At 67.8% G+C, this 20826-nt stretch carries 14 protein-coding genes; 6 read left to right on the top strand and 8 right to left on the bottom strand.

The features are described 5' to 3' along the window. Positions 1-9: 9 nt before the first annotated feature. Positions 10-453: a universal stress protein gene (locus BN973_RS13955; protein ID WP_036468869.1), complete on the bottom strand. Its 444-nt coding sequence runs from the start codon at positions 451-453 to the stop codon at positions 10-12. Between the two features lie 319 nt (positions 454-772). Here BN973_RS13955 and BN973_RS13950 point away from each other — a divergent pair, with 319 nt between their 5' ends. Further along, complete coding sequence (locus BN973_RS13950; protein WP_036468867.1) at positions 773-2344, top strand: mannosyltransferase; 1572 nt, start codon at positions 773-775, stop codon at positions 2342-2344. A gap of 74 nt (positions 2345-2418) precedes the next feature. Here BN973_RS13950 and BN973_RS13945 read toward each other — a convergent pair whose 3' ends face one another. The 4 genes from BN973_RS13945 to BN973_RS13930 all read right to left on the bottom strand — a co-directional run bounded on the left by BN973_RS13945 (position 2419) and on the right by BN973_RS13930 (position 9600). Further along, positions 2419-3819 carry an MFS transporter gene (locus tag BN973_RS13945; RefSeq protein ID WP_036468866.1) on the bottom strand — a complete coding sequence of 467 codons (1401 nt, stop codon included), beginning with the start codon at positions 3817-3819 and terminating at the stop codon, positions 2419-2421. 44 nt (positions 3820-3863) lie between these two features. Continuing rightward, complete coding sequence (locus BN973_RS13940; protein ID WP_036468864.1) at positions 3864-5270, bottom strand: MFS transporter; 1407 nt, start codon at positions 5268-5270, stop codon at positions 3864-3866. Between the two features lie 26 nt (positions 5271-5296). Next, a complete protein-coding gene (gene uvrB, locus BN973_RS13935; RefSeq protein ID WP_036468863.1) occupies positions 5297-7453 on the bottom strand; it encodes an excinuclease ABC subunit UvrB in 2157 nt (718 codons plus the stop codon). Between the two features lie 134 nt (positions 7454-7587). Then, the gene (locus tag BN973_RS13930) at positions 7588-9600 is read right to left on the bottom strand and encodes a serine/threonine-protein kinase (protein WP_036468862.1); all 2013 of its coding nucleotides are present in this window, start codon (positions 9598-9600) and stop codon (positions 7588-7590) included. Positions 9601-9793: 193 nt separating this feature from the next. Here BN973_RS13930 and BN973_RS13925 point away from each other — a divergent pair, with 193 nt between their 5' ends. The 5 genes from BN973_RS13925 (at position 9794) to BN973_RS13905 (ending at position 15145) form a co-directional block, all read left to right on the top strand. After that, complete coding sequence (locus BN973_RS13925; protein WP_084163388.1) at positions 9794-12415, top strand: FHA domain-containing protein; 2622 nt, start codon at positions 9794-9796, stop codon at positions 12413-12415. Between the two features lie 86 nt (positions 12416-12501). After that, positions 12502-12942 carry a ribonuclease FAU-1 family protein gene (locus BN973_RS13920; protein ID WP_036468858.1) on the top strand — a complete coding sequence of 147 codons (441 nt, stop codon included), beginning with the start codon at positions 12502-12504 and terminating at the stop codon, positions 12940-12942. A 36-nt stretch (positions 12943-12978) separates the two neighbouring features. Then, the gene (locus tag BN973_RS13915; RefSeq protein ID WP_036468857.1) at positions 12979-13554 is read left to right on the top strand and encodes a DNA polymerase ligase N-terminal domain-containing protein; all 576 of its coding nucleotides are present in this window, start codon (positions 12979-12981) and stop codon (positions 13552-13554) included. Continuing rightward, a complete protein-coding gene (ligD, locus tag BN973_RS13910; protein WP_036468855.1) occupies positions 13551-14549 on the top strand; it encodes a non-homologous end-joining DNA ligase in 999 nt (332 codons plus the stop codon). Before BN973_RS13915 ends, ligD begins: the two co-directional genes overlap by 4 nt. 191 nt (positions 14550-14740) lie before the next feature. Next, a complete protein-coding gene (locus BN973_RS13905) occupies positions 14741-15145 on the top strand; it encodes a hypothetical protein (protein ID WP_036468853.1) in 405 nt (134 codons plus the stop codon). Between the two features lies 1 nt (position 15146). On the opposite strand, the gene coaE is transcribed toward BN973_RS13905, so the two are convergent. The 3 genes from coaE to polA all read right to left on the bottom strand — a co-directional run bounded on the left by coaE (position 15147) and on the right by polA (position 20741). After that, positions 15147-16361 carry a dephospho-CoA kinase gene (coaE, locus tag BN973_RS13900; RefSeq protein WP_036468852.1) on the bottom strand — a complete coding sequence of 405 codons (1215 nt, stop codon included), beginning with the start codon at positions 16359-16361 and terminating at the stop codon, positions 15147-15149. A 6-nt stretch (positions 16362-16367) separates the two neighbouring features. Further along, on the bottom strand, positions 16368-17816 hold the full coding sequence (gene rpsA / locus BN973_RS13895) for a 30S ribosomal protein S1 (RefSeq protein WP_036468851.1): 1449 nt from the start codon (positions 17814-17816) through the stop codon (positions 16368-16370). A gap of 264 nt (positions 17817-18080) precedes the next feature. Then, positions 18081-20741 carry a DNA polymerase I gene (gene polA, locus BN973_RS13890; protein ID WP_169718200.1) on the bottom strand — a complete coding sequence of 887 codons (2661 nt, stop codon included), beginning with the start codon at positions 20739-20741 and terminating at the stop codon, positions 18081-18083. Between the last annotated feature and the right edge of the window lie 85 nt (positions 20742-20826).

Genomic DNA, 20826 nt, shown 5'->3' with positions numbered 1-20826 from the left:
AAAACCCGGCTACGACGTGGTGTGCACGATCAATACGTCGACCTTGGCTCGACGTGACACGTTGGCCGGGACCGAGCCCAACAAGCGGCCCGCGATCGTGCTCAGGCCGACGTTGCCGACGACCAGCAGGTCGGCCTTGACGTCTTCGGCCAGGCTGACCAGGGCATCAACGGGGGCGCCGACGATCGGGCGCTCCTCGACGTTCTTCGCACCGGCCTTGTGTGCCCGCTCCTTGGCGTCCTGCAAGATCGCGTATATCGGGGCGGTGCCCGCCACCTTGTAGCTTTCTTCCTTCAGCACGTCGGCGGCCCGGCCGTCCTGGTGCTGCGGCAGATACGCAGACGCGACGATCAGCTTGGCGTCCGGCCCGGCGATGGTTGCCGCCCGTTCGACGGCACGCAACGATGAGTCCGAGCCGTCAGTGCCAACCACCACGGTCCGATAAGCGGACATTTACCCTCCCAGTATCGTTTGCCAGGCCAACCACAAGACAGTAGCGCGTTGTCCGATCTGGATGGGTCAGATTACCCACACCGAAGCGGTGTGGCGCAAGCCTGCATTTGCCTCGCCACGCTGCGGCAACGGCCTCGATTCGGTGATAATGAGGCCATGGCATGCGCCCGCCCCGGCCGGAAGGCGTTGCGTGGCGGCGTTTTCCAGGAACCACGGACGCAGCACGCGACCCCGCCGAGCCCGGCCCGGCGTCCTTCGGCGGGTCGGCCGGACCGCTGGTGACCAGGCCGATCGGGTGCGCCTTACAGTGACAGGCATCATGGCTACGTCCGCCCTCGAGCAGCACTCCACGGGTGTCACCGTCGAGTCCGGGCGCGAGCACGCGCGGGGCAGGTTGCTCGACCCGTGGGCGATCGCCGCTCTGGCTGCCGTCATCAGCGGCGCCTGGGCCTGTCGGCCTTCGCTGTGGTTCGACGAGGGAGCCACCATCTCGGCCGCGGCGAGCCGGACGTTGCCCGAACTGTGGCGGCTGCTGGGCCACATCGATGCCGTGCACGGCCTGTACTACCTGGTGATGCACGGGTGGTTCGCCGTCTTCCCACCGACCGAGTTCTGGTCACGGGTGCCCAGCGCGCTGGCGATCGGGGTGGCCGCCGCCGGCGTCGTCGTGTTCACCAGGCAGTTCACCCCGGGACGCGGCACCGCGCTGTGCGCGGGCACGATGTTCGCGATCCTGCCGCGCACCACCTGGGCGGGTATCGAGGCTCGCCCCTATGCCATGTCGGTGGCGGCGGCGATCTGGCTGACCGTTCTGCTGGTCACCGCGGTGCGGCGCAATCGGCTCCGGCTGTGGGTGGGTTACGCCGTGGCGCTGATGGTGTCGATTCTGCTCAGCCTCAACCTGGTCCTGCTGGTCGGTGTCTACGCGGTGATGCTGCCGCTGTTGGCGCCCAAGGGATCCCGGAAGTCCCCCGTCGTCCGGTGGGCGGTCGGCACGGCCGTCGCACTGGGCGTCATGACGCCGTTCATCTTGTTCGCGCACGGTCAGGCATTTCAGGTCAACTGGCTGTTCCCGATCAGCTGGCACTACGCCTTCGACATCGCCCAGCGGCAGTACTTCGACCACAGCGTTCCGTTCGCGGTGCTCAGCGCGGTGATCACGGTGGCCGCGATCCTCGCCCGACGCTTCGGCGCGCCCGGCCCGGCCGGCGATACGCGCCGCCTGCTGATCATCTGCATCGTGTGGGTGGTGCTGCCGACCGCCGCCGTCGTGCTCTATTCGGCGTTCGGCGAGCCGATGTACTTTCCGCGCTATCTGATCCTGACCACGCCCGCGATGGCCGTCCTGTTGGCCGTCTGCATCATCACCGTGGCGCGCTGGCGGTGGGCCGTTGTCGGTGTCGTGCTGCTGTTCGCGGTCGCCGCGGTGCCCGACTATCTGTTCGTCCAGCGCTGGCCGTACGCCAAGGAAGGCTGGGACTACAGCCAGGTGGCCGACCTGATCAGCTCACGCGCCGCGCCCGGCGACTGCCTGCTGGCGGACAACACCGTGCCGTGGCGTCCCGGCCCGGTCCGTGCGCTGCTGGCCACCCGGCCGGCGGCGTTTCGATCGCTGATCGACGTGGAGCGCGGTGTGTACGGGCCCAAGGTCGGCTCGTTGTGGGACGGCCACGTCGCGGTGTGGCTGACGACGGCCAAGATCAACAAGTGCAGCACGCTGTGGACCATCACCAACTACGACAAGTCGGTCCCCGATCATCAGTCGGGACAGTCGTTGCCGCCGGGCGCGTTCGGCCGGACTCCGGCGTATCGATTCCCCGGTTACCTCGGCTTCCACATCGTCGAACGGTGGCAATTCCACTACTCGCAGGTCGTCAAATCGACGCGCTGACAAAGGAGTAGAAGCGCCGGCTTGCTACTGCTCGCCATCGCCGTCGTGGTTCTTCGTGCCGAGGACGACGCGGACTAGCTGTCGCGCCGGATGATGCGATAGGCGGCCAGCACGCCGCTGGCCGCCACCACCGCGAAAACGAGATACAACGCGCGGGCCGCCGCCGCGTCGTCGGCCTCGGCCAGGTTGACCACCACACCCGCCAGCCCACCCCCGAACGCGGCGGAGATCAGCTGGACGGTGTTGATCGACGCCGCCGCCGCACTGCTCTGCTCCGGGTCGTCGGAATCCATCGCCCGCACCACCAGGTGCGGCCAGGCCATCCCGATGCCGGCACCGGTGATCAGCAACGCCAGCGCCCACAGCGCGACGAATCCGAGCGGGGCGTACGCGCGCTGAGTTACCGCCGCCAGCGCCAGGCCCGCTGCCATGACCAACGGGCAGGCGACGACGACGCGCCGGATCACGCGGCGATCGGTCAGTGACGCGCTGACGATCTCGCTGCCGGTCCACCCGGTGGCCAGCCCCGCACCGAGAAACCCGGACTCCACCGGGCTCAGGTCGGCCAGTTTCTGGCCGAACAACGGCACATAGATATTGGCCATCGCGGCGACCATCTCCACCGACATGGTGAGGAAGATCCACTTGGCCGGTCCCGGGCCAAATACGCTGCGCGGCAACACCGCTACGTCCATTCGCCGGTCGACGACGACGAAAGCGACGACCAGCAACACGCCCGCGAGCAGCAACCCCAGGTTCTGCACCAGGTGGTGCGGAAGCGCCGCGATGCTTACGGTCAGCGCGGCCGAACTCATCAACAACAGCGACCAAACAGGCACCTTGCGGACCGGTGTCACCGGGTGCTCCCGCACCGCGCCCACCCGGCCGGGCTGCAAAACGGCCAGCACCAACACCGCCATCAGCCCGGCCCCGATGCCTGTCGCGGTTTGCCCCAACCGCCACAGCCCGAGCTGGGCGAAGATCCCGCCCGCCACCGGGCCGATCAGCGTCGAGACCCCCCACATCGCGGACACCAGCGCCGAGCCACGGGTCCACAGCGAACGCGGCAGGGCGGTGTTGATCAGCGCATAGCCCAAGCCGGCCAACAGCCCGCCGGACACGCCTCGCAACGCCCGTCCGGCGACCAGAACCGCCATGCTAGGCGCCAGCATATTCACCACGCTGGCGAGGGCAAACACACCGAGCCCGATCAGATACGCCCGTCGGGCCCCGATCCGCTGCACCACCGGGTGGACCGCCGAGGCGGAGACGACCGACCCGATGAGATACAGCGTCGTCGCCCACGAAAACAGCCGAGCTCCGCCAATATCGGCGATGATGGTCGGCAGCATGCTGACCGTCATGAATTCGTTGGTGGAGTACAGCAGAACGCCGCCGGCCAGCACCGTCGACATCCCCAGATGCTGTCCGAGCAGCTCGCGCCAACTGCCGGTCTCGTCCGTCGTGACGGTCACTCATACACCGTATGGGGCAGATCGCGCGTTTCGTCAGCAAAGCCTCATCGGGGTGCGCGACGATCGCGCCGGCGGGCCCTCGTGGACGCGACGACGGCCGTCGCCGCCAGCACCGCAATGACGGCGTACAGCCAGCGAGCCGCCGCCAAGTCCCCACCCGCGGCGTTGTTGACCACCACGCCCGCCAGCCCGGCGCCGAACGCCGCGGAGATCAGCTGGACCGTATTGATCGCCGCGGCCGCGGCACCGCCCTCGGACGGGTCGTCGACGGTGTCCATGGCACGCATCGACAGATGCGGCCAGGTCATGCCCATCCCGATACCGGCGATCAAAAACCCGACCGCCCACACCAAAACGACCGCGATCGTCGCGTCGGTGCGCTGGGTCGCCGCGGCCAGGACCAGACCCGACGCCATCACCAACGGTGCCACCGCGATCACCCGGTCGATGACGCGCGGGTTGCTCAGCGAGGCGCTGGTGAGCTCGGCGATCGTCCACCCCATGGCCACCACCGCACCCAAGAATCCTGCCGCGACGGGCGTCAGATGCGCCAACCGTTGACCGAACAGCGGCACGTAGGTGTCGACCATCACGGCCGCCATCTGAATCCCCATCGTCAGGTAGATCCATTTCAACGGACCGCTGCCAAAGGTGCTGGGCGGTAAAGCTTTTGCGTGCATTCGCCAGTCGACGTAGACGAATAGTCCGACCAGCGCCGCACCGGCGGCCAGCAGTCCCGCCATCGCGAAAGCATTGTGCGGCAACTCCGCAACGCTGACGGCCAACGCGGCGGCGCCCATCAGCAGTAGCGACAACACCGGCACCTTGGTGATCGCCGTCGCGTCACCGGGGCCGATGTCGGCGTTGCTGATGGCTCGCGGGACCAGTATCGCCATCAGTGCGGCCAGGACGACCATCGCCCCAAATGCCCACCGCCACAGCCCAAACTGTGCAAACAGGCCGCCGATCGCGGGCCCGACCAGGGTCGCGACGCCCCACATCGCCGATACCAGCGCCGAGCCGCGGGTCCACAGCGACCGCGGCAGAGCGATGTTGATCAGCGAATAGCCCAGGCCGGCCAGCAGCCCGCCGGCCACGCCTTGCAGGGCACGGCCGGCGATCAACACCGGCATGCTCGGCGCCACCGCGCACACGACGCTCGCGATGCCGAAGACGGCCAGGCCGCACAGGAACGCCGAGCGCGCGCCGATACGCAATCGCAGGGTGTTCACCGTGGCCGCCGCCACGACCGACCCGACCAGATACAGGGTGATCACCCACGCATACAGCCGGCCGCCACCGATTTCGGCGACGGTGCTCGGGAGCAGGCTGGTGGTCAGAAACTCGGTGGTCGCGTACAGCAGAACCCCACCGGCCAGGACGGTAGACGTTCCGAGGTAGCCGCCCAGCAGTTCGCGCCAACTGCCGGTGGACTTCGCCGTGTCAGTCACCCATACACCGTATGAGGTGGCGCGCGTTACTTCAGACCGGCGGCATCCATCCCGCGCAGTTCCTTTTTGAGGTCGGCGATCTCGTCGCGGAACCGGGCGGCCAGTTCGAATTGCAAGTCACGCGCGGCGGCCATCATCTGCGCGGTGAGATCCTTGATCAGGTCGGCCAATTCGGCGCGCGGCATGCTGCCGGTGTCGCGGCCCTCGATGATGCCGGCGCTGACGGCGCGGCCGGGCTCGCCCTGCGCGCGGCGGCCGCGGGAAATGCTGCGCCCCGAGCCCAGCTCGACGGTTTCGCTGTCGTCGGCCTCGCGATAGACCTGATCGAGGATGTCGGCGATCTTCTTGCGCAGCGGCTGCGGGTCGATGCCGTTGGCCTCGTTGTAGGCGATCTGCTTGGCGCGGCGCCGTTCGGTCTCGTCGATGGCCTCCGTCATCGAGTCGGTCATCTTGTCGGCGTACATGTGCACTTCGCCGGAGACGTTGCGGGCGGCGCGGCCGATCGTCTGGATCAGGCTGCGCGCCGAACGCAGGAACCCTTCCTTGTCGGCGTCGAGGATCGACACCAGCGACACCTCGGGCAGGTCCAGGCCCTCGCGCAGCAGGTTGATGCCGACCAGCACGTCGTAGTCGCCGAGGCGCAGCTGGCGCAGCAGCTCCACCCGGCGCAGCGTGTCCACCTCGGAGTGCAGGTAGCGCACCCGGATGCCCATCTCGAGCAGGTAGTCGGTGAGGTCTTCGGCCATCTTCTTGGTCAGCGTCGTCACCAGCACCCGCTCGTCGGCCTCGGCCCGCTTGCGGATCTCGCCGATCAGGTCGTCGATCTGCCCCTTGGTCGGCTTGACCACGACCTTCGGGTCCACCAGCCCGGTCGGGCGAATCACCTGCTCGACGAACTCGCCGGCGGCCTGGCTGAGCTCGTACGGCCCGGGGGTGGCCGACAGGTACACCGTCTGCCCGATCCGGTCGGCGAACTCCTCCCAGGTCAGCGGCCGGTTGTCGCACGCCGACGGTAACCGGAAGCCGTAGTCGACCAGGTTGCGTTTGCGCGACATGTCGCCCTCGTACATGCCGCCGATCTGCGGCACGGTCACGTGCGACTCGTCGATGACCAGCAGGAAGTCCTCCGGGAAGTAGTCCAGCAGCGTCGCGGGCGGCGAACCGGGCCCGCGGCCGTCGATGTGGCGCGAGTAGTTCTCGATACCGGAGCAGAAGCCGACCTGCCGCATCATCTCGATGTCGTAGTTGGTGCGCATCCGCAGCCGCTGGGCCTCCAGCAGCTTGCCCTGGCTCTCGAATTCGGCCAGCCGCTCCTCGAGTTCCTGTTCGATGGTGGAGATCGCCTGCGCCATCCGCTCGGGGCCGGCCACATAGTGGGTGGCCGGGAAGATCCGCAGCGAGTCGACCTGACGGACCACGTCGCCGGTCAGCGGGTGCAGGTAGTACAACGCCTCGATCTCGTCGCCGAAGAACTCGATACGGACCGCGAGCTCCTCGTACGACGGGATGATCTCCACGGTGTCGCCGCGGACCCGGAACGAGCCGCGGGTGAAGGACAGATCGTTGCGGCTGTACTGCACGTCGACCAGCAACCGCAGCAACCCGTCCCGCGGCACCTCGGTGCCGACCCGCAGCTCGACCGAACGGTCCAGGTAGGACTGCGGCGTGCCCAGGCCGTAGATGCACGACACCGACGCCACCACCACGACGTCGCGCCGGGACAACAGCGACGACGTCGCGGAGTGCCGCAAGCGCTCGACGTCGTCGTTGATCGAGCTGTCCTTCTCGATGTAAGTGTCGGTCTGCGCGATGTACGCTTCCGGCTGGTAGTAGTCGTAGTACGAGACGAAGTACTCGACGGCGTTGTGCGGCAACATCTCTCGCAGCTCGTTGGCCAGCTGGGCGGCCAGCGTCTTGTTCGGGGCCATCACCAGCGTGGGCCGTTGCAGCCGCTCGATCAGCCAGGCGGTGGTCGCCGACTTTCCGGTGCCGGTCGCCCCGAGCAGCACCACGTCGCGCTCCCCCGCCTCGATGCGGCGCTGCAGCTCGTCGATGGCGGCCGGCTGGTCTCCGGCGGGATCGTGCGGGCTGACCACCTCGAACCGGCCGCCGGCGCGCACGACCTGCTCGACCGCGCGGTACTCCGAATGCGCGACGACGGGATGTTCCGTGGCGAAAGCCATGACCCCAGGGTAGAGGCGCGCACCGACAAGTGTGGCGATGCTGCATACCCGCCGGCTCCGCCGAACGTGCTCTGGTGGCGGGAAATCAGCGGAAAAGTCTCCATAGGAGCACGTTCGGCGAGACCGCGGGCCCGTCAGTGCCGGGTCCACATCCGGGTGACCGGGTCGCATTGCAGCAGATAGCCGTCGTTCGAGGTGGACATCGCGAACACCGGGACGTCGGGCAGGTCGCAGGAGCTGCCCGCGGCGTGCACCCCCGTCGTGATCGGCGCCTTGTCCCAGGTGTTGCCCTCGCACACGACCTGCTGGTTACTGGTCGGGTCGTAGGCGAGCTTGTCGACGTCGGTGCACAACCCGCCGAGCACCGCCGGCGCCGGGTGCGCCGGTGCGGTCGAGGTGCTGATCACCTGGTTGGGATCGGCCAGTGTCACCCCCGCCGGCGCGTCACCGACCCGGGTGGCCACGACCGGCACCCGCACCACGGCGCCCTGCGCGCCGCACTCGTTGCTCAGCACCGTTTCGGTTTCGGTGCCCCGCAGCGTGCCGTCCGGCTGGGGCGCCAACGACCAGGCGAGGGTCTCCTGCTGGGTCGCCCTGACTTGCCCGTTGGCTAGACGGCAGCCGACCCGCTCCTGCTGCGGCGCCCCCTGCCAATAGCCGCCGACATAACGCAAGGTGTCGGTCTCCCCGCCGGCGGCGGTGCTGGCCACCTGGTGGTTGGTGTCGTCCAGCTTGGTGCCGGTGGCCGCGCATCCGTTCGTGGTGCATGCCGACCGGAATGCCCACCAGTTCGTGTCGGAGCCGTCGTGGCGGATCGGGATGCCGTTGGTCGTCCGCTTGGTCTGGTCGTAGGTCAATTGGTAGGTGCCGCCCAGCACCGGCCCTCCGGGCCGCGGGGCGGCGCCGGCGGCGGGCGCCGACGGTCGCGACGCCAGCGTCGGGTTGGGCTGCGGACTCGCCGGCTGGAAGGAGTACAGCGTCGACCAGGTCGCCGCGACGGCGATCAGCACCGCGCAGACCAGCGCGGCCGACCAGCGGACCCTCGACGAGGACCTGCGGTACGCCGCCGCGATCAGACGCCGCCGGTGCGGCGTGGACGCGACGCCGTCGGCGACGGCGTCGACCCGCTCGCTGACGGCGGCGGCGAATGCGCGACAGCGCTCGAAACGCTCGGCGGGTTGCTTGCCAAGGGCTTTGACGAACACGTCGTCCAGGTACGCCAATTCCGGGCGGTAATCGCTGAGCCGCGGCGGCTCGTCGTGCAGGTGCTGGCTGATCACCGCGATCGGGTTGGAATGCTGGAATGGCGGGGCACCCGTGAGCAGATGAAACGCCGTAGCCGCCAACGCATATTGGTCCGCGCGGCCGTCGATGTTGGACCCGGTCAATTGCTCGGGCGCCGCGTACGCGACCGTTCCGACCGCGACATTGGTCTCGGTGATCCCGCTGATGTTGGCCAGGTGGCGCGCTACACCGAAGTCCGCCAACAGGATTCGCTGATCGTCATCGCCTGGGTGGGCGAGCAGAATGTTGGCGGGTTTGACGTCGCGGTGCAGCAGGCCGCGATCGTGCGCGTAATCGAGTGCGCCCGCGACGGCTTGGAGAATCGCGCACACCTCGCCGACCGGCATCCCCTCGGAGTAGCGCTCTTTCACCAGCCGGGACGCGTCGGTGCCCTCGACGTAGTCCATCGAGATCCACAGCCGACCGTCGAATTCGCCGCGATCGTGCACACCGACGATGTGCGGGTGCCACAGCGTGGCGGCGAGATCGGCTTCCCTGTTGAACCTTTCGCGGAACTCGCTGTCGGCGGTGACGGCTTCGGCGAGGACTTTGATCACGTCGCGACGCGGCAGCCTCGGATGCAACGCCAGGTAGACCTCGGCCATCCCGCCGGCGCCCAGCGGCCGCAGCACGGTGTAGCCCGCGAAGGAAGCACCGTTGGCCATCGCGGGGCGCGATCCGCCGACCTGGTCCGCGGCGGGTGCTGGGTTCGGAGTCGAGTTGACCGGGGGGACACGGCGAAACAGGTGTGCGACGGTCGCAGAATCAAACCCGGCGCGCAGCGCCTCGCGCGCCAGTCGCGGGTTTGTCAGCAGCCGCCGGCCGCTGCCGAGGCGCCGGGTTGGGCGCTTCAGCTCGTCCATGTGTGGTTGCCCCCTCGTGTGTCGGCATTCGTGCGCACGTCGGCACAGCTCCCCGTCTCGCATCATGCCGGACGCGGATAGGCGAAAGGCCGCCGGACGCTATGAACCAGCTATGAGCCTCCGAACGGAAACAAAGCTAAGTCACAGGCGAGTCCAATGGGGAGCACTGACTCCGCACACCGATACTTGAGTAGTGAGTCGACCCGCCCCTCCTGTCCTGACGATTCGGCACGACGGGTCTCAACGAACCTTCGCCGCAGGCCAGGAGGTGATCGTCGGACGCGATCAGCATGCCGATCTGCGCATCGCCGATCCGCGGATATCCCGCGCGCACTTGATCCTGCGCTTCGATCGGGGCCGCTGGCTGGCCATCGACAACGGCTCGCTGAACGGGACCTACGTCAACGGCTACCGGATGCCGGTCGTCGATATCCACGATGGGCAGAGCATTCACGTCGGCAATCCCCAGGGACCGCGGCTGACCTTCGCCATCGGCCCGCAGCAGGCCCGGGCCAGCCGCCCACCGCGGGCGCGGCCGACGCCGCAATCCGGCCCAGCCACGATCGCCTGGTCCGCGCTGCCCGACCCACCGACCACCACCTCGCAGCCGCTCCCACCGCCGCCACGCAGGCAGTCACAACCCCAAACGCCCCGCCCGCCAAGGCATCCCGGCACGCGACCACCGCGGATGCCGCCGCCCCCGCGCGGCACACCACCCGAGGAGTTGACCGTCGTCAACGCCGAGTCGCCGCCCGAACCGGCCAAGGCGGACACGACACCGCCCGCCGAATCCACCTTGATCGACGCCAAGACCGCCGACGTGTCGAACATCGCGACGCGTTTTGTGAAGTTGCTCTCACCACGTTCGTCGTCGGCCGCGGGCACGGCCGGCGCGATGACGATCGGACGCGCCCCGGACAGCGACATCGTGGTGTCCGACGTCCTGGCCTCGCGTCAACACGCCACGCTGGTGCCCACGCCGCTGGGCCTGGAGATCCGGGACAACAGCATCAACGGAACGTTCGTCAACGGCACCCGGGTGGGGTCGGCGATTTTGAGCGACGACGACGTGGTCACCATCGGCAACGTCGACCTGGTCGCGCGCGACGGCACCCTGGTCAAGCTCGACGAGGCCGCCACGCGTTCCGGCGGCCTGCAGGTGCGCGACGTCAAGTACGTCGTCGACAACGGCAAACAACTGCTGGACAACATCTCGTTGACCGCGCGGCCCGGCACGTTGACCGCCGTGATCGGTGGGTCGGGCGCCGGGAAGAGCACGCTGGCCCGGCTGATCGCCGGATACACCACCCCCAGCTCCGGCTCGGCCACGTTCGAGGGCCACAACATTCACGGCGAGTACGCGTCGCTGCGCAGCCGGATCGGGATGGTCCCGCAGGACGACGTCGTGCACCGTCAGCTGACCGTGAACCAGGCGCTCGGGTATGCCGCCGAACTGCGGCTGCCACCCGATACCAGCAAAGCCGACCGTGCCAAGGTCGTCACGCAGGTGCTCGAGGAACTCGACCTGACCAAGCACGCGGAGACCCGCGTCGACAAGCTCTCCGGCGGGCAGCGCAAGCGCGCCTCGGTGGCCCTAGAACTGCTGACCGGGCCGTCGCTGCTGATCCTCGACGAGCCGACCTCGGGCCTGGATCCCGCGCTGGACCTACAGGTCATGACGATGCTGCGCCAGCTGGCCGACGCGGGCCGCGTCGTGTTGGTCGTGACGCACTCGCTGTCCTACCTCGAGCTGTGCGACCAGGTGCTGCTGATGGCGCCCGGCGGAAAGACGGCCTACTGCGGCCCGCCGGACCAAATCGGTCCGGCGATGGGCACCACCAACTGGGCCAAGATCTTCACCAAGGTGGGCGCCGATCCCGAGGAAGCCAACCGGCGCTTCCTGGAGCGCAGCCAGGCGCAGCGCCGGAAACCGTTGGCGGCCAAGGACGATGAGCCGGGCGAGCTGGGCGAACCGGTGCACACCAGCGTGCGGCGCCAGATCTCGACGATCGCCCGCCGGCAGATCCGCCTGGTCGTCGCCGACCGCGCCTACTTCATCTTCCTGGCGCTGCTGCCGTTCATCCTGGGGTCGCTGTCGCTGACCGTTCCGGGCTCGAACGGATTCCATCTGCCCGCCCCGAACGCGGGCACGCCCGACGAATCCGCCCAGATACTGGCCTTGTTGATGCCCGCCGCGGCGTTCATGGGCACCGCGCTGACGATCCGCGACCTGGTCGGTGAACGCGCCATCTTCCAGCGCGAGCAAGCGGTCGGGCTGTCCACGACCGCCTACCTGCTGGCCAAGACGGCGGTGTTTTGCGGGTTCGCGATCGTGCAGTCGGCGATCATCACCGCGATCGTGGTGATCGGCAAGAGCGCACCGACGCGGGGCGGCCTGCTGCTGGGCCACGGCACGGTCGCGGCCACCGTCGAGCTGTTCGCGACCGTCGCGGCGACGTGCGTCGCGTCGGCCATTCTCGGCCTTGCCATTTCGTCGCTGGTCCGCTCCAGCGAGCAGATCATGCCGCTGTTCGTGGTGGCGGTCATGGCGCAGCTGGTGTTGTGCGGCGGCATGGTCCCGGTGACCGGCCGGCTTGGGCTGGACCAGCTGTCCTTCGCGATGCCGGCGCGCTGGGGTTATGCCGCGGCCGCCGCGACGGTCGACCTGCGGCACCTGGTACCGGATTCGCTGCTCTCCCAGGACCGTTTCTGGCAGCACACGTTGCAGACCTGGCTGTTCGACATCGGCATGCTGGGCGGCCTGTCCGTGCTCTATCTCGGCTTTGTCCGGTGGAAGATCCGGCTGCGCCGCTGAGCGCCCGGTAAGGTGACGCCATCCATCCACCGAAGCACGAGACGTTCGACCTGCGCGCCCGCACCAACACCGATCCGAAGGGCATTGTGCGGGCGGTCGACGAGTACGCGGTGCACCCGTGGGGCCTCTACATGGCCCGGCCCACTCCGGGCCGCCCCCAGTTCCACTACCTGGAGTCGTGGCTGCTGCCGTCGCTGGGATTGCGCGCCACGGTGTTCCACTTCAACCCGGGTCACGAGCGTGACCACGACTACTACCTCGACGTGGGCGAGTACACGCCCGGGCCGGACGTGTGGCGCTCCGAGGACCACTACCTCGACATCGAGGTGCGCACCGGCACCGGCGCTGCGCTCGCCGATGTCGACGAGCTACTGGAGGCCGTCCGGCACGGCCTGCTGCCCGCCGAGGTTGCCGGCCGGGCGGTGCGTCGCGCCGTGCACGCCGTCGAAGGGCTCGCCCGAAACGGCTATGACCTGCACCGCTGGTTGGCGGGCGACGGCATCGGCCTCACCTGGCGCGGCCGGTAGCGGTTTTCGAAGCGGGCGCCCGGGTAATTCTGCGGTATGCCCTTGAGTGAATATCGGCGCAGACGACGGTCCGGCCGCAGCCCGGAGCCGCGCGGGCGGCGGGCACGTCAACACCGCACCACCCCGGCCGAGCCGTGTTTCGTCATTCAGCATCACGCCGCGACCAGCGACCACTACGACTTGCGCTTGGAGATCGGGGGCGTGCTGGCATCGTGGGCGATACCCAGGGGCCCGTCGACGAACCCGAAGGACCGGCGGATGGCGCGCCGCACCGAGGATCATCCGCTGGATTACGCCGATTTCGAAGGTGTGATCCCCGACGGGGAGTACGGCGCCGGACCGGTGATCGTCTGGGACCGCGGCACCTACGCCAATGCCACCGAGCGCGAGATGGCCGAATGCCTGGACCGCGGGCACCTTTCGTTCCGTCTGCGGGGCGCGAAGCTTTGCGGCGGCTTTGCGCTCACCAGGATTCGTGAGGGCAGGGACGAGACCTGGCTACTGATCAAACGCAGAGACGAACATGCCGACGCTCGGCGCAAACCCGCTAAGAGCCAACCCGAATCCGTGTTGTCCGGCCGCACGCTCGATGATCTGGCCGAGTCGTCATGACCGATCTCGCCGGTCTGCCCGCCGCGGTGCGAGCCGCACTGCGCGACGAGCCGGTGCCGGATTGGCGGGCCCCCACGCTGGCCACCCTGACCGACAAAAGGTTCAGCGACCCGACGTGGATATTCGAGCGCAAGTTCGACGGCATGCGTTGCCTGGCGTTTCGCGACGGCGACCGAACCCGGCTGCTATCGCGAAATCGGCAGCCGCTCAACGGGACCTACCCGGAGCTGGTCGACGCGCTGGCCGCGCAACGCGCCACCCGATTCGTCGTGGACGGTGAGGTCGTCGCATTCCAAGGACGCCGCACCAGCTTCGCCAGGCTGCAGGGACGCCTGGGCATCACCGACCCCGAGGTGGCCCGCGCATCCCGAATCCGGGTCTACTACTACCTTTTCGACCTGCCGCACCTCGACGGCAAGTGCCTCACGGAAGTGCCGCTGCGGTGGCGTAAAAGACTGCTGCGCGACACGATCAGTTTCGACGATCCGTTGCGCAACACCGCTCATCGTGTCGGCGACGGTCTGGTCGCCTACCAGGCTGCGTGCGAGCGCGGTGACGAAGGCGTGATCGCCAAGCTGGCCGGCTCCACCTACGAAAGTGGCCGATCCAGGAATTGGCTGAAATTCAAGTGTGTCCGCGACCAGGAATTCGTCGTCGGCGGCTACACCAGTCCGAAAGGCAGCCGAATCGAGTTGGGCGCGTTGCTGCTCGGCTACCACGACGGCCACGATTTCGTCTACGCCGGCAAAGTCGGCACCGGATTCGACGAGGCCACGCTGCGCAGCCTGCACGAACGACTCTCCCCCATCGAGCAGGACACCCCACCGTTCACCCGAGGGTTGGTGCGCGAGAACGGCGCTCGGTGGGTACGTCCGGAGCTGGTGGCCCAGATCGGATTCACCGAATGGACGCGCGACGGGAAACTCCGCCATCCGCGTTACCAGGGCCTGCGGACCGACAAGGACCCCGGCGATGTGGTACGGGAGACACCCTGATGCCGCGCATTGACGTCGAAATCACCCATCCGGTTCCGCGGCTGTCCCGATGGCTGACCGGCGTCCGCGACGAGCCGGATCCGAGCTGCCCGCGCTGCGGGACACGCCTCCGGCGTCGCCGGGTACGCGGCCGGATGTCGTTGTGGTGCCGACACTGCCAGCGTTAGCGGCTGGGCGTAATCTCTGCTGCTATGACCCCTCGTACGCGCAGGTGGCTGGTCGCAGTGACCGTGATCGGCTCGCAGTTGGTGCCCGCAACGGCGCATGCGGACCTGCACAACATCACCTACCGGGCCAGGATCGACGCCCTGACGACCGGCAGCCAGGCCACCTTCGTCACCAACGGTGGCCAGACGAACACCACTAACCTTCCGTCGATGCCGGGCAACGCCTTCGAGGCCAACACCGTGTTGCCCGACCCGGCTCAAGCCGGCCTGCGGATCGTGCTGCATTTCCCGTACGCGGCGAACGTGCACTGCGAGATCGACGTCGACGACGACGTTTTCACCCAGACCGATCAGATGGTGCGGCCGCTACCCGGTAATTCCGATCCCAATAACGGTGCGCTGCAATGCGGGGCGCCGCTACCCAGCTAGGTCAGGGCTTCCAGCCGGTGAAGTCCGCCCACTCCCAGGCCCGGCGGTAGGCGTCGGCGAACCACGGCTCCTTGGCCTCGACGTAGAGCGCCATGTCGCCGTTTGCGGGCTTCTCGGCCTCGTGCTTGACGGCCAGGTAGTTGACCCGCTCCGCGGGGTTGGCGGCCAGCCAGTCGACGAACAGCAGGGCGAACTGCTGGTTGGGCCAGCCGGCCACCCTGATATGCACGTTGGTCGGCCGTCCGGGATCGGCCGAGGCATGAATTCGCTTGCGCCACAACGTTGGATCGTCTTTGTGGTCGTACTCGCTGACGGTGCTGCGCGCATCGGCCTTCGCCTCGTCCCGATCGACGTGCTCGATGCGCGGGTAGCCCGCCGAAAGCAACGCCTCGCCGAGTTCATCTGCCAGCGCCAGTGATTCGACCGTGATCTGGATGTCGATGACGTCCTTGGCGTCGAACTCCGGCACCGCGGTCGAACCGATGTGGTCGACGCGCAACGCCTTGTGACCGCACGACGTCGCCAGCCGGTTCACGATGCGCCGCGCCTGGTCCGGCCAGGTCGGATCGGCCGGCACCACTCGCGCCGGGTGGCGGACGAACCGCCGCTCGGCCAGGTTGTGCGCGAACGGCACGATCCTGTCGTTCCACACCTCGCGGGCCCGCTTGACCAGATCCTCTTGGCTGCCAGAGTTGTCCAGCCAGATGTCGGCGACGGCTTCGCGCTGCTCGTCGTTTGCCTGCGCCGCGATCCGGGCGCGGGCGTCGTCCTCGGGCATGCCGCGCAACTCGACCAGCCGACGCACCCGCAGCTCGACGTCGGCGTGCACGATGATCACCAACGGAAACAGCGGCGCCATACCGGATTCCACCAGCAGCGGAATGTCCTCGACGACGACCGAATCCTCGGGGACCGACGCGATGATCTCCTCGCGCCGCTTCCCCACCAGCGGATGAACGATGGAATTCAGCTTCTGGCGCGTCTCGTCGTCGGCAAAAGCCTTGGCCGCCAAGGCCGGACGATCCAATGACCCGTCGGACTGCAGGATGTCCTCGCCGAACGCCGCGACGAGCGACGCCAACCCTTCGGTGCCCGGCTGGACAACCTCCCGGGCGATGACGTCGCCGTCGACGATGATCCCGCCGCAGTCCGCGAACGTGGCCGACAGCACCGATTTCCCGGCGCCGATGCCACCGGTCAACCCGACGCGCAGCATCGAGGGTTAGGCGTTGCCGGCGAGCTTTTCCCGCAGCGCAGCCAGCTGGGCGTCGCTGGCCAGCGAGCCGCCCGCAGCTTTCTCCGCGGGCGCGCCATTGCCCTGCGACGGGTGGTCGCCACCGGCGTGAGCCTCGGCCTCGGCAGCGGCGAACTTCTCCATCTGCGCGGTGTGCATCTTGTGCCGGCGCTCGGCCTCGGCGTAGCGGGCCTCCCACTCGTTGCGCTGAGTGTCGAAACCTTCCATCCACTCGTTGGTTTCGGAGTCGAAACCCTCGGGGAAGATGTAGTTGCCCTGCTCGTCGTAGCTGTCGGCCATGCCGTACTTCGCCGGGTCGAACTCGTCGGTGTAGTCCTCGTTGGCCTGCTTGAGCGACAACGAAATCCGGCGGCGCTCCAGGTCGATGTCGATGACCTTGACCATCGCGTCGTCGCCGACGGCCACCACCTGGTCGGGCACCTCGACGTGGCGCTCGGCCAGCTCGGAGATGTGCACCAGACCCTCGATGCCCTCCTCGACGCGCACGAACGCGCCGAACGGCACCAGCTTGGTGACCTTGCCGGGCACGATCTGGCCGATCGCGTGAGTGCGGGCGAAGTGACGCCACGGGTCTTCCTGAGTCGCCTTGAGCGACAACGAAACCCGCTCGCGGTCCATGTCGACGTCAAGCACCTCGACGGTGACCTCGTCGCCCACCTGCACCACCTCGGACGGGTGATCGATGTGCTTCCAAGACAATTCGGAAACGTGCACCAGACCGTCGACACCGCCGAGATCGACGAACGCGCCGAAGTTGACGATCGACGAGACGACACCCTTGCGGATGGTGCCCTTCTGCAGCTGGTTGAGGAACTCGCTGCGCACCTCGGACTGGGTCTGCTCCAGCCAGGCGCGCCGCGACAGCACCACGTTGTTGCGGTTCTTGTCCAGCTCGATGATCTTGGCTTCGATCTCCTTGCCGATGTAGGGCTGCAGATCGCGAACCCGGCGCATCTCGACCAGCGAGGCGGGCAGGAAGCCGCGCAACCCGATGTCGAGGATCAGGCCGCCCTTGACGACCTCGATGACGGTGCCCTTGACGGCCTCGTCCTTCTCCTTGAGAGCCTCGATGGTGCCCCAGGCGCGTTCGTACTGTGCGCGCTTCTTGGACAGGATCAGCCGGCCTTCTTTGTCCTCCTTGGTGAGAACAAGGGCCTCGACCTCATCACCGACGGTAACGACCTCGTTGGGGTCGACATCGTGCTTGATGGAGAGTTCGCGGGCGGGGATGACCCCTTCGGTCTTGTAGCCGATATCGAGGAGCACCTCGTCCCGGTCCACTTTGACGATCGTGCCTTCGACGATGTCGCCATCGTTGAAGTACTTGATCGTTTTGTCTATTGCGGCGAGAAAGTCCTCGCTCGAGCCAATGTCGTTGACGGCTACTTGCGGCGAGGTGACGGCGGGACTCGGCATATTGTTGGGGTGCTCCGGACAGGTTGGGTCGTAGGGATAAAACTGGGATTTAAGTGATAAGGCTACTCGACAGGGCGCACGCTGGACAAACTCGCCCGGCGCGCCTCGTACGCCACGCCCAATATTCGACCCGCCGCGGCCTTGGCGCAACCCGGAATTTGAGGTCGAGTGTTGTCATCGTACCGGCCGCGAAAAGGGCCGGGCCTGCGGTTGGGGGCAAATGCCCGCACCCGGCCAATGCGCGGCACCGCCCCGATTGTTTAGCTAATGCGCGGCGCGGTCCCAGGAGCGGCCGTAACCGACGGACACCTCGAGCGGGACATCCAACGGGTAGGCGGAGCCCATCTTGTCGCGGGCCAGCGCCTCGACCTGCTCGCGCTCGCCGGGGGCGATTTCGAACAGCAATTCGTCGTGGACCTGCAGCAACATCCGCGACTTCAGTCCGGCCTCCTTGATGGCCTTGTCGACCTCGATCATCGCCACCTTGATGATGTCGGCCGCGGAACCCTGGATGGGCGCGTTGAGCGCCGCCCGCTCGGCGGCCTCACGGACGTTGCGGTTGCTGCTGTCCAGCTCGGGCAGATAGCGCCGGCGGCCGAACACCGTGGAGGTGTAACCGTCCTTGCGGGCCTGTTCGACGACGTCGCGCAGGTAGTCGCGGATGCCGCCGAACCGGGCGAAGTACTGGTCCATCTGCTCTTTGGCCTCTTCGGTGGAGATTTTCAGCTGGGCGGCCAATCCGTAGGCGCTCAATCCGTAGGCCAGGCCGTAGGACATCGCCTTCACCCGGCGGCGCAGTTCGGCGGTGACCTCCTCGATCGGCACCCCGAATGCCCGGGACGCGACGAACGAGTGCAGGTCTTCGCCGGTGTTGAACGCCTCGATCAGCCCGTCGTCGCCGGACAGATGCGCCATGATCCGCATCTCGATCTGGCTGTAGTCGGCTGTCATCAGCTCGGCATACCCGTCGCCGACCACGAACGCGTCGCGGATGCGCCGGCCGGCCTCGGTGCGGATCGGAATGTTCTGCAGATTCGGCTCGGTCGACGACAAGCGACCCGTCGCGGCGATGGTCTGGTTGAACGTGGTGTGGATACGCCCGTCGGAGGCCACCGAATTCAGCAGCCCGTCGACGGTGACCTTGAGCCGGGTGGCATCGCGGTGGGCCAGCAGATGCTGCAGGAACGGATGGCCGGTCTTGTCGAACAGCGACTGCAGGGCGTCCGCGTCGGTGGTGTAGCCGGTCTTGGTGCGTTTGGTCTTCGGCATGCCCAGCTCGTCGAAGAGCACCGTCTGCAACTGTTTTGGCGAGCCCAGGTTGATCTGTTTGCCGATCACCTCGTAGGCCGCCTCGGCGGCGTCGCGGATCTGGGCCGCGAAATCGCTTTGCAGCTCGGACAGTTGGCCCATGTCGACCGCGATGCCGGCGTGCTCCATGCCGGCCAGCACCCGCTGCACCGGCAGCTCCATGCCGTCCAACAGCGACGTGGAGTTGATGCGGGCCAGCTCCTCGTCCAGCGCGTCGGCCAGGTCCAACACCGCCACGGCGCGCAGGATCAGCGTCTGCACCGCCTGGTCGTCGACTCCGTCGGAATCGTCGAGGAGCGAAAGCTGTTGCTGCTCAGCAGTTTCGGCGCGCAGCTCGCGGCGCAGATAGCGCAGCGAGAGGTCGTCGAGGGCGAAGCTGCGCTGCCCGGGCCGCACCAGGTAGGCGGCCAGGGCGGTGTCGGAGGTGACGCCGTTCAGTGTCCAGCCCCGCCCGGCCAGGTCGTGCATCGCCAGCTTGGCTTCGTGCAGCGCCTTGGGCGGACCGGGGTCGGCCAGCCAGGACGCGAGCGCCGCCTCGTCGTCGGGATCCAGCGCCGAGGTGTCGATGTAGCGGCCCTCGCCGTCGGAGGAAACGATGGCCAGCGCGGTGGCGTCGGCGTCGTACGCGAGGTGGGTGCCGACGACGGCCAGGCCGAACCGTTTGCCCGAGCTGTGTTCGGCCAGCCACACCGCCAGCTGCCCGGCCTCCAGCGCGCCGCCCCGGACGTCGAATCCCTCGTCCACCTCGGGCTCGACGGCGGCCAGGGTGTCGAACAGCCGGTCGCGCAGCACGCGAAACTCGAGGTCGTCGAAGAGCCGGTGGATCTGGTCGCGATCCCACGGCAGCATCCGCAGCGTGTCGGGGGTTTGGGCCAGCGGCACGTCTTTGACGAGGTCGGTGAGCTCGCGGTTGCGGATGACGTTGGGCAAATGGGCCCGCAGCGCATCGCCGACCTTGCCGCGCACCGAGTCGACGTTGTCGACCAGGCCCTGCAGCGACCCGTACTCGACGATCCACTTGGACGCGGTCTTCTCCCCCACGCCCGGAATTCCGGGCAGGTTGTCGCTGGGGTCGCCGCGCAGCGCGGCGAAGTCGGGGTATTGCGCGGGCGTCAGCCCGTACTTCTCGACGACGGCGTCCGGGGTGAATCGGGTCAGTTCGCTGACGCCCTTGCGCGGGTACAGCACCGTCACGTCGTCGCTGACCAATTGCAGGGAGTCGCGGTCGCCGGTGACCACCAGCACCCGGTAGCCCTCGTTCTCGGCCTGGGTAGCCAGCGTCGCGATCAGGTCGTCGGCTTCGAATCCGGGCTCGGCGAGCACCGTGATGCCCAGCGCGCCCAGCACCTCCTTGGTGATGTCGATCTGCCCGCGGAACTCGTCGGGGGTTTCCGACCGGCCGGCCTTGTACTCCGGGTAGCGCTCCAGCCGAAACGTCTGGCGCGAGACGTCGAACGCCGCGGCGACGTGCGTCGGCGCCTCGTCGCGCAGCAGGTTGATCAGCATGGCGGTGAAGCCGTAGACCGCGTTGGTGGTCAGGCCGCCGCGGGTCTTGAAGTTCTCCGCGGGCAGCGCATAGAAAGCCCGAAAGGCCAGCGAATTGCCGTCCAACAACATCAGCGTCGGCTTGGTTTGTTCCTCTGTGGCGGCGGGCACGGCTCTCACTCTAGGCACCGGGTGTGACGACCCTGCGGCCCCGGCA

Source organism: Mycobacterium triplex (assembly GCF_000689255.1).
GTDB classification, from domain to species: Bacteria; Actinomycetota; Actinomycetes; order Mycobacteriales; family Mycobacteriaceae; genus Mycobacterium; species Mycobacterium triplex.
Note: the sequence above shows the minus strand (reverse complement) of the source record. Positions and strands in the feature narration are given on the sequence as shown.

Coding starts and splice junctions, on each gene's coding strand:
- uvrB (WP_036468863.1), bottom strand. CDS start 7,453: ATGGCTTTCGCCACGGAACATCCCGTCGTCGCGCATTCGGAGTACCGC.
- rpsA (WP_036468851.1), bottom strand. CDS start 17,816: ATGCCGAGTCCCGCCGTCACCTCGCCGCAAGTAGCCGTCAACGACATT.
- coaE (WP_036468852.1), bottom strand. CDS start 16,361: ATGCTGCGCGTCGGGTTGACCGGTGGCATCGGCGCCGGGAAATCGGTG.
- BN973_RS13915 (WP_036468857.1), top strand. CDS start 12,979: ATGCCCTTGAGTGAATATCGGCGCAGACGACGGTCCGGCCGCAGCCCG.
- BN973_RS13950 (WP_036468867.1), top strand. CDS start 773: ATGGCTACGTCCGCCCTCGAGCAGCACTCCACGGGTGTCACCGTCGAG.
- BN973_RS13905 (WP_036468853.1), top strand. CDS start 14,741: ATGACCCCTCGTACGCGCAGGTGGCTGGTCGCAGTGACCGTGATCGGC.
- BN973_RS13930 (WP_036468862.1), bottom strand. CDS start 9,600: ATGGACGAGCTGAAGCGCCCAACCCGGCGCCTCGGCAGCGGCCGGCGG.
- BN973_RS13955 (WP_036468869.1), bottom strand. CDS start 453: ATGTCCGCTTATCGGACCGTGGTGGTTGGCACTGACGGCTCGGACTCA.
- polA (WP_169718200.1), bottom strand. CDS start 20,741: ATGTTGTTGGACGGCAATTCGCTGGCCTTTCGGGCTTTCTATGCGCTG.
- ligD (WP_036468855.1), top strand. CDS start 13,551: ATGACCGATCTCGCCGGTCTGCCCGCCGCGGTGCGAGCCGCACTGCGC.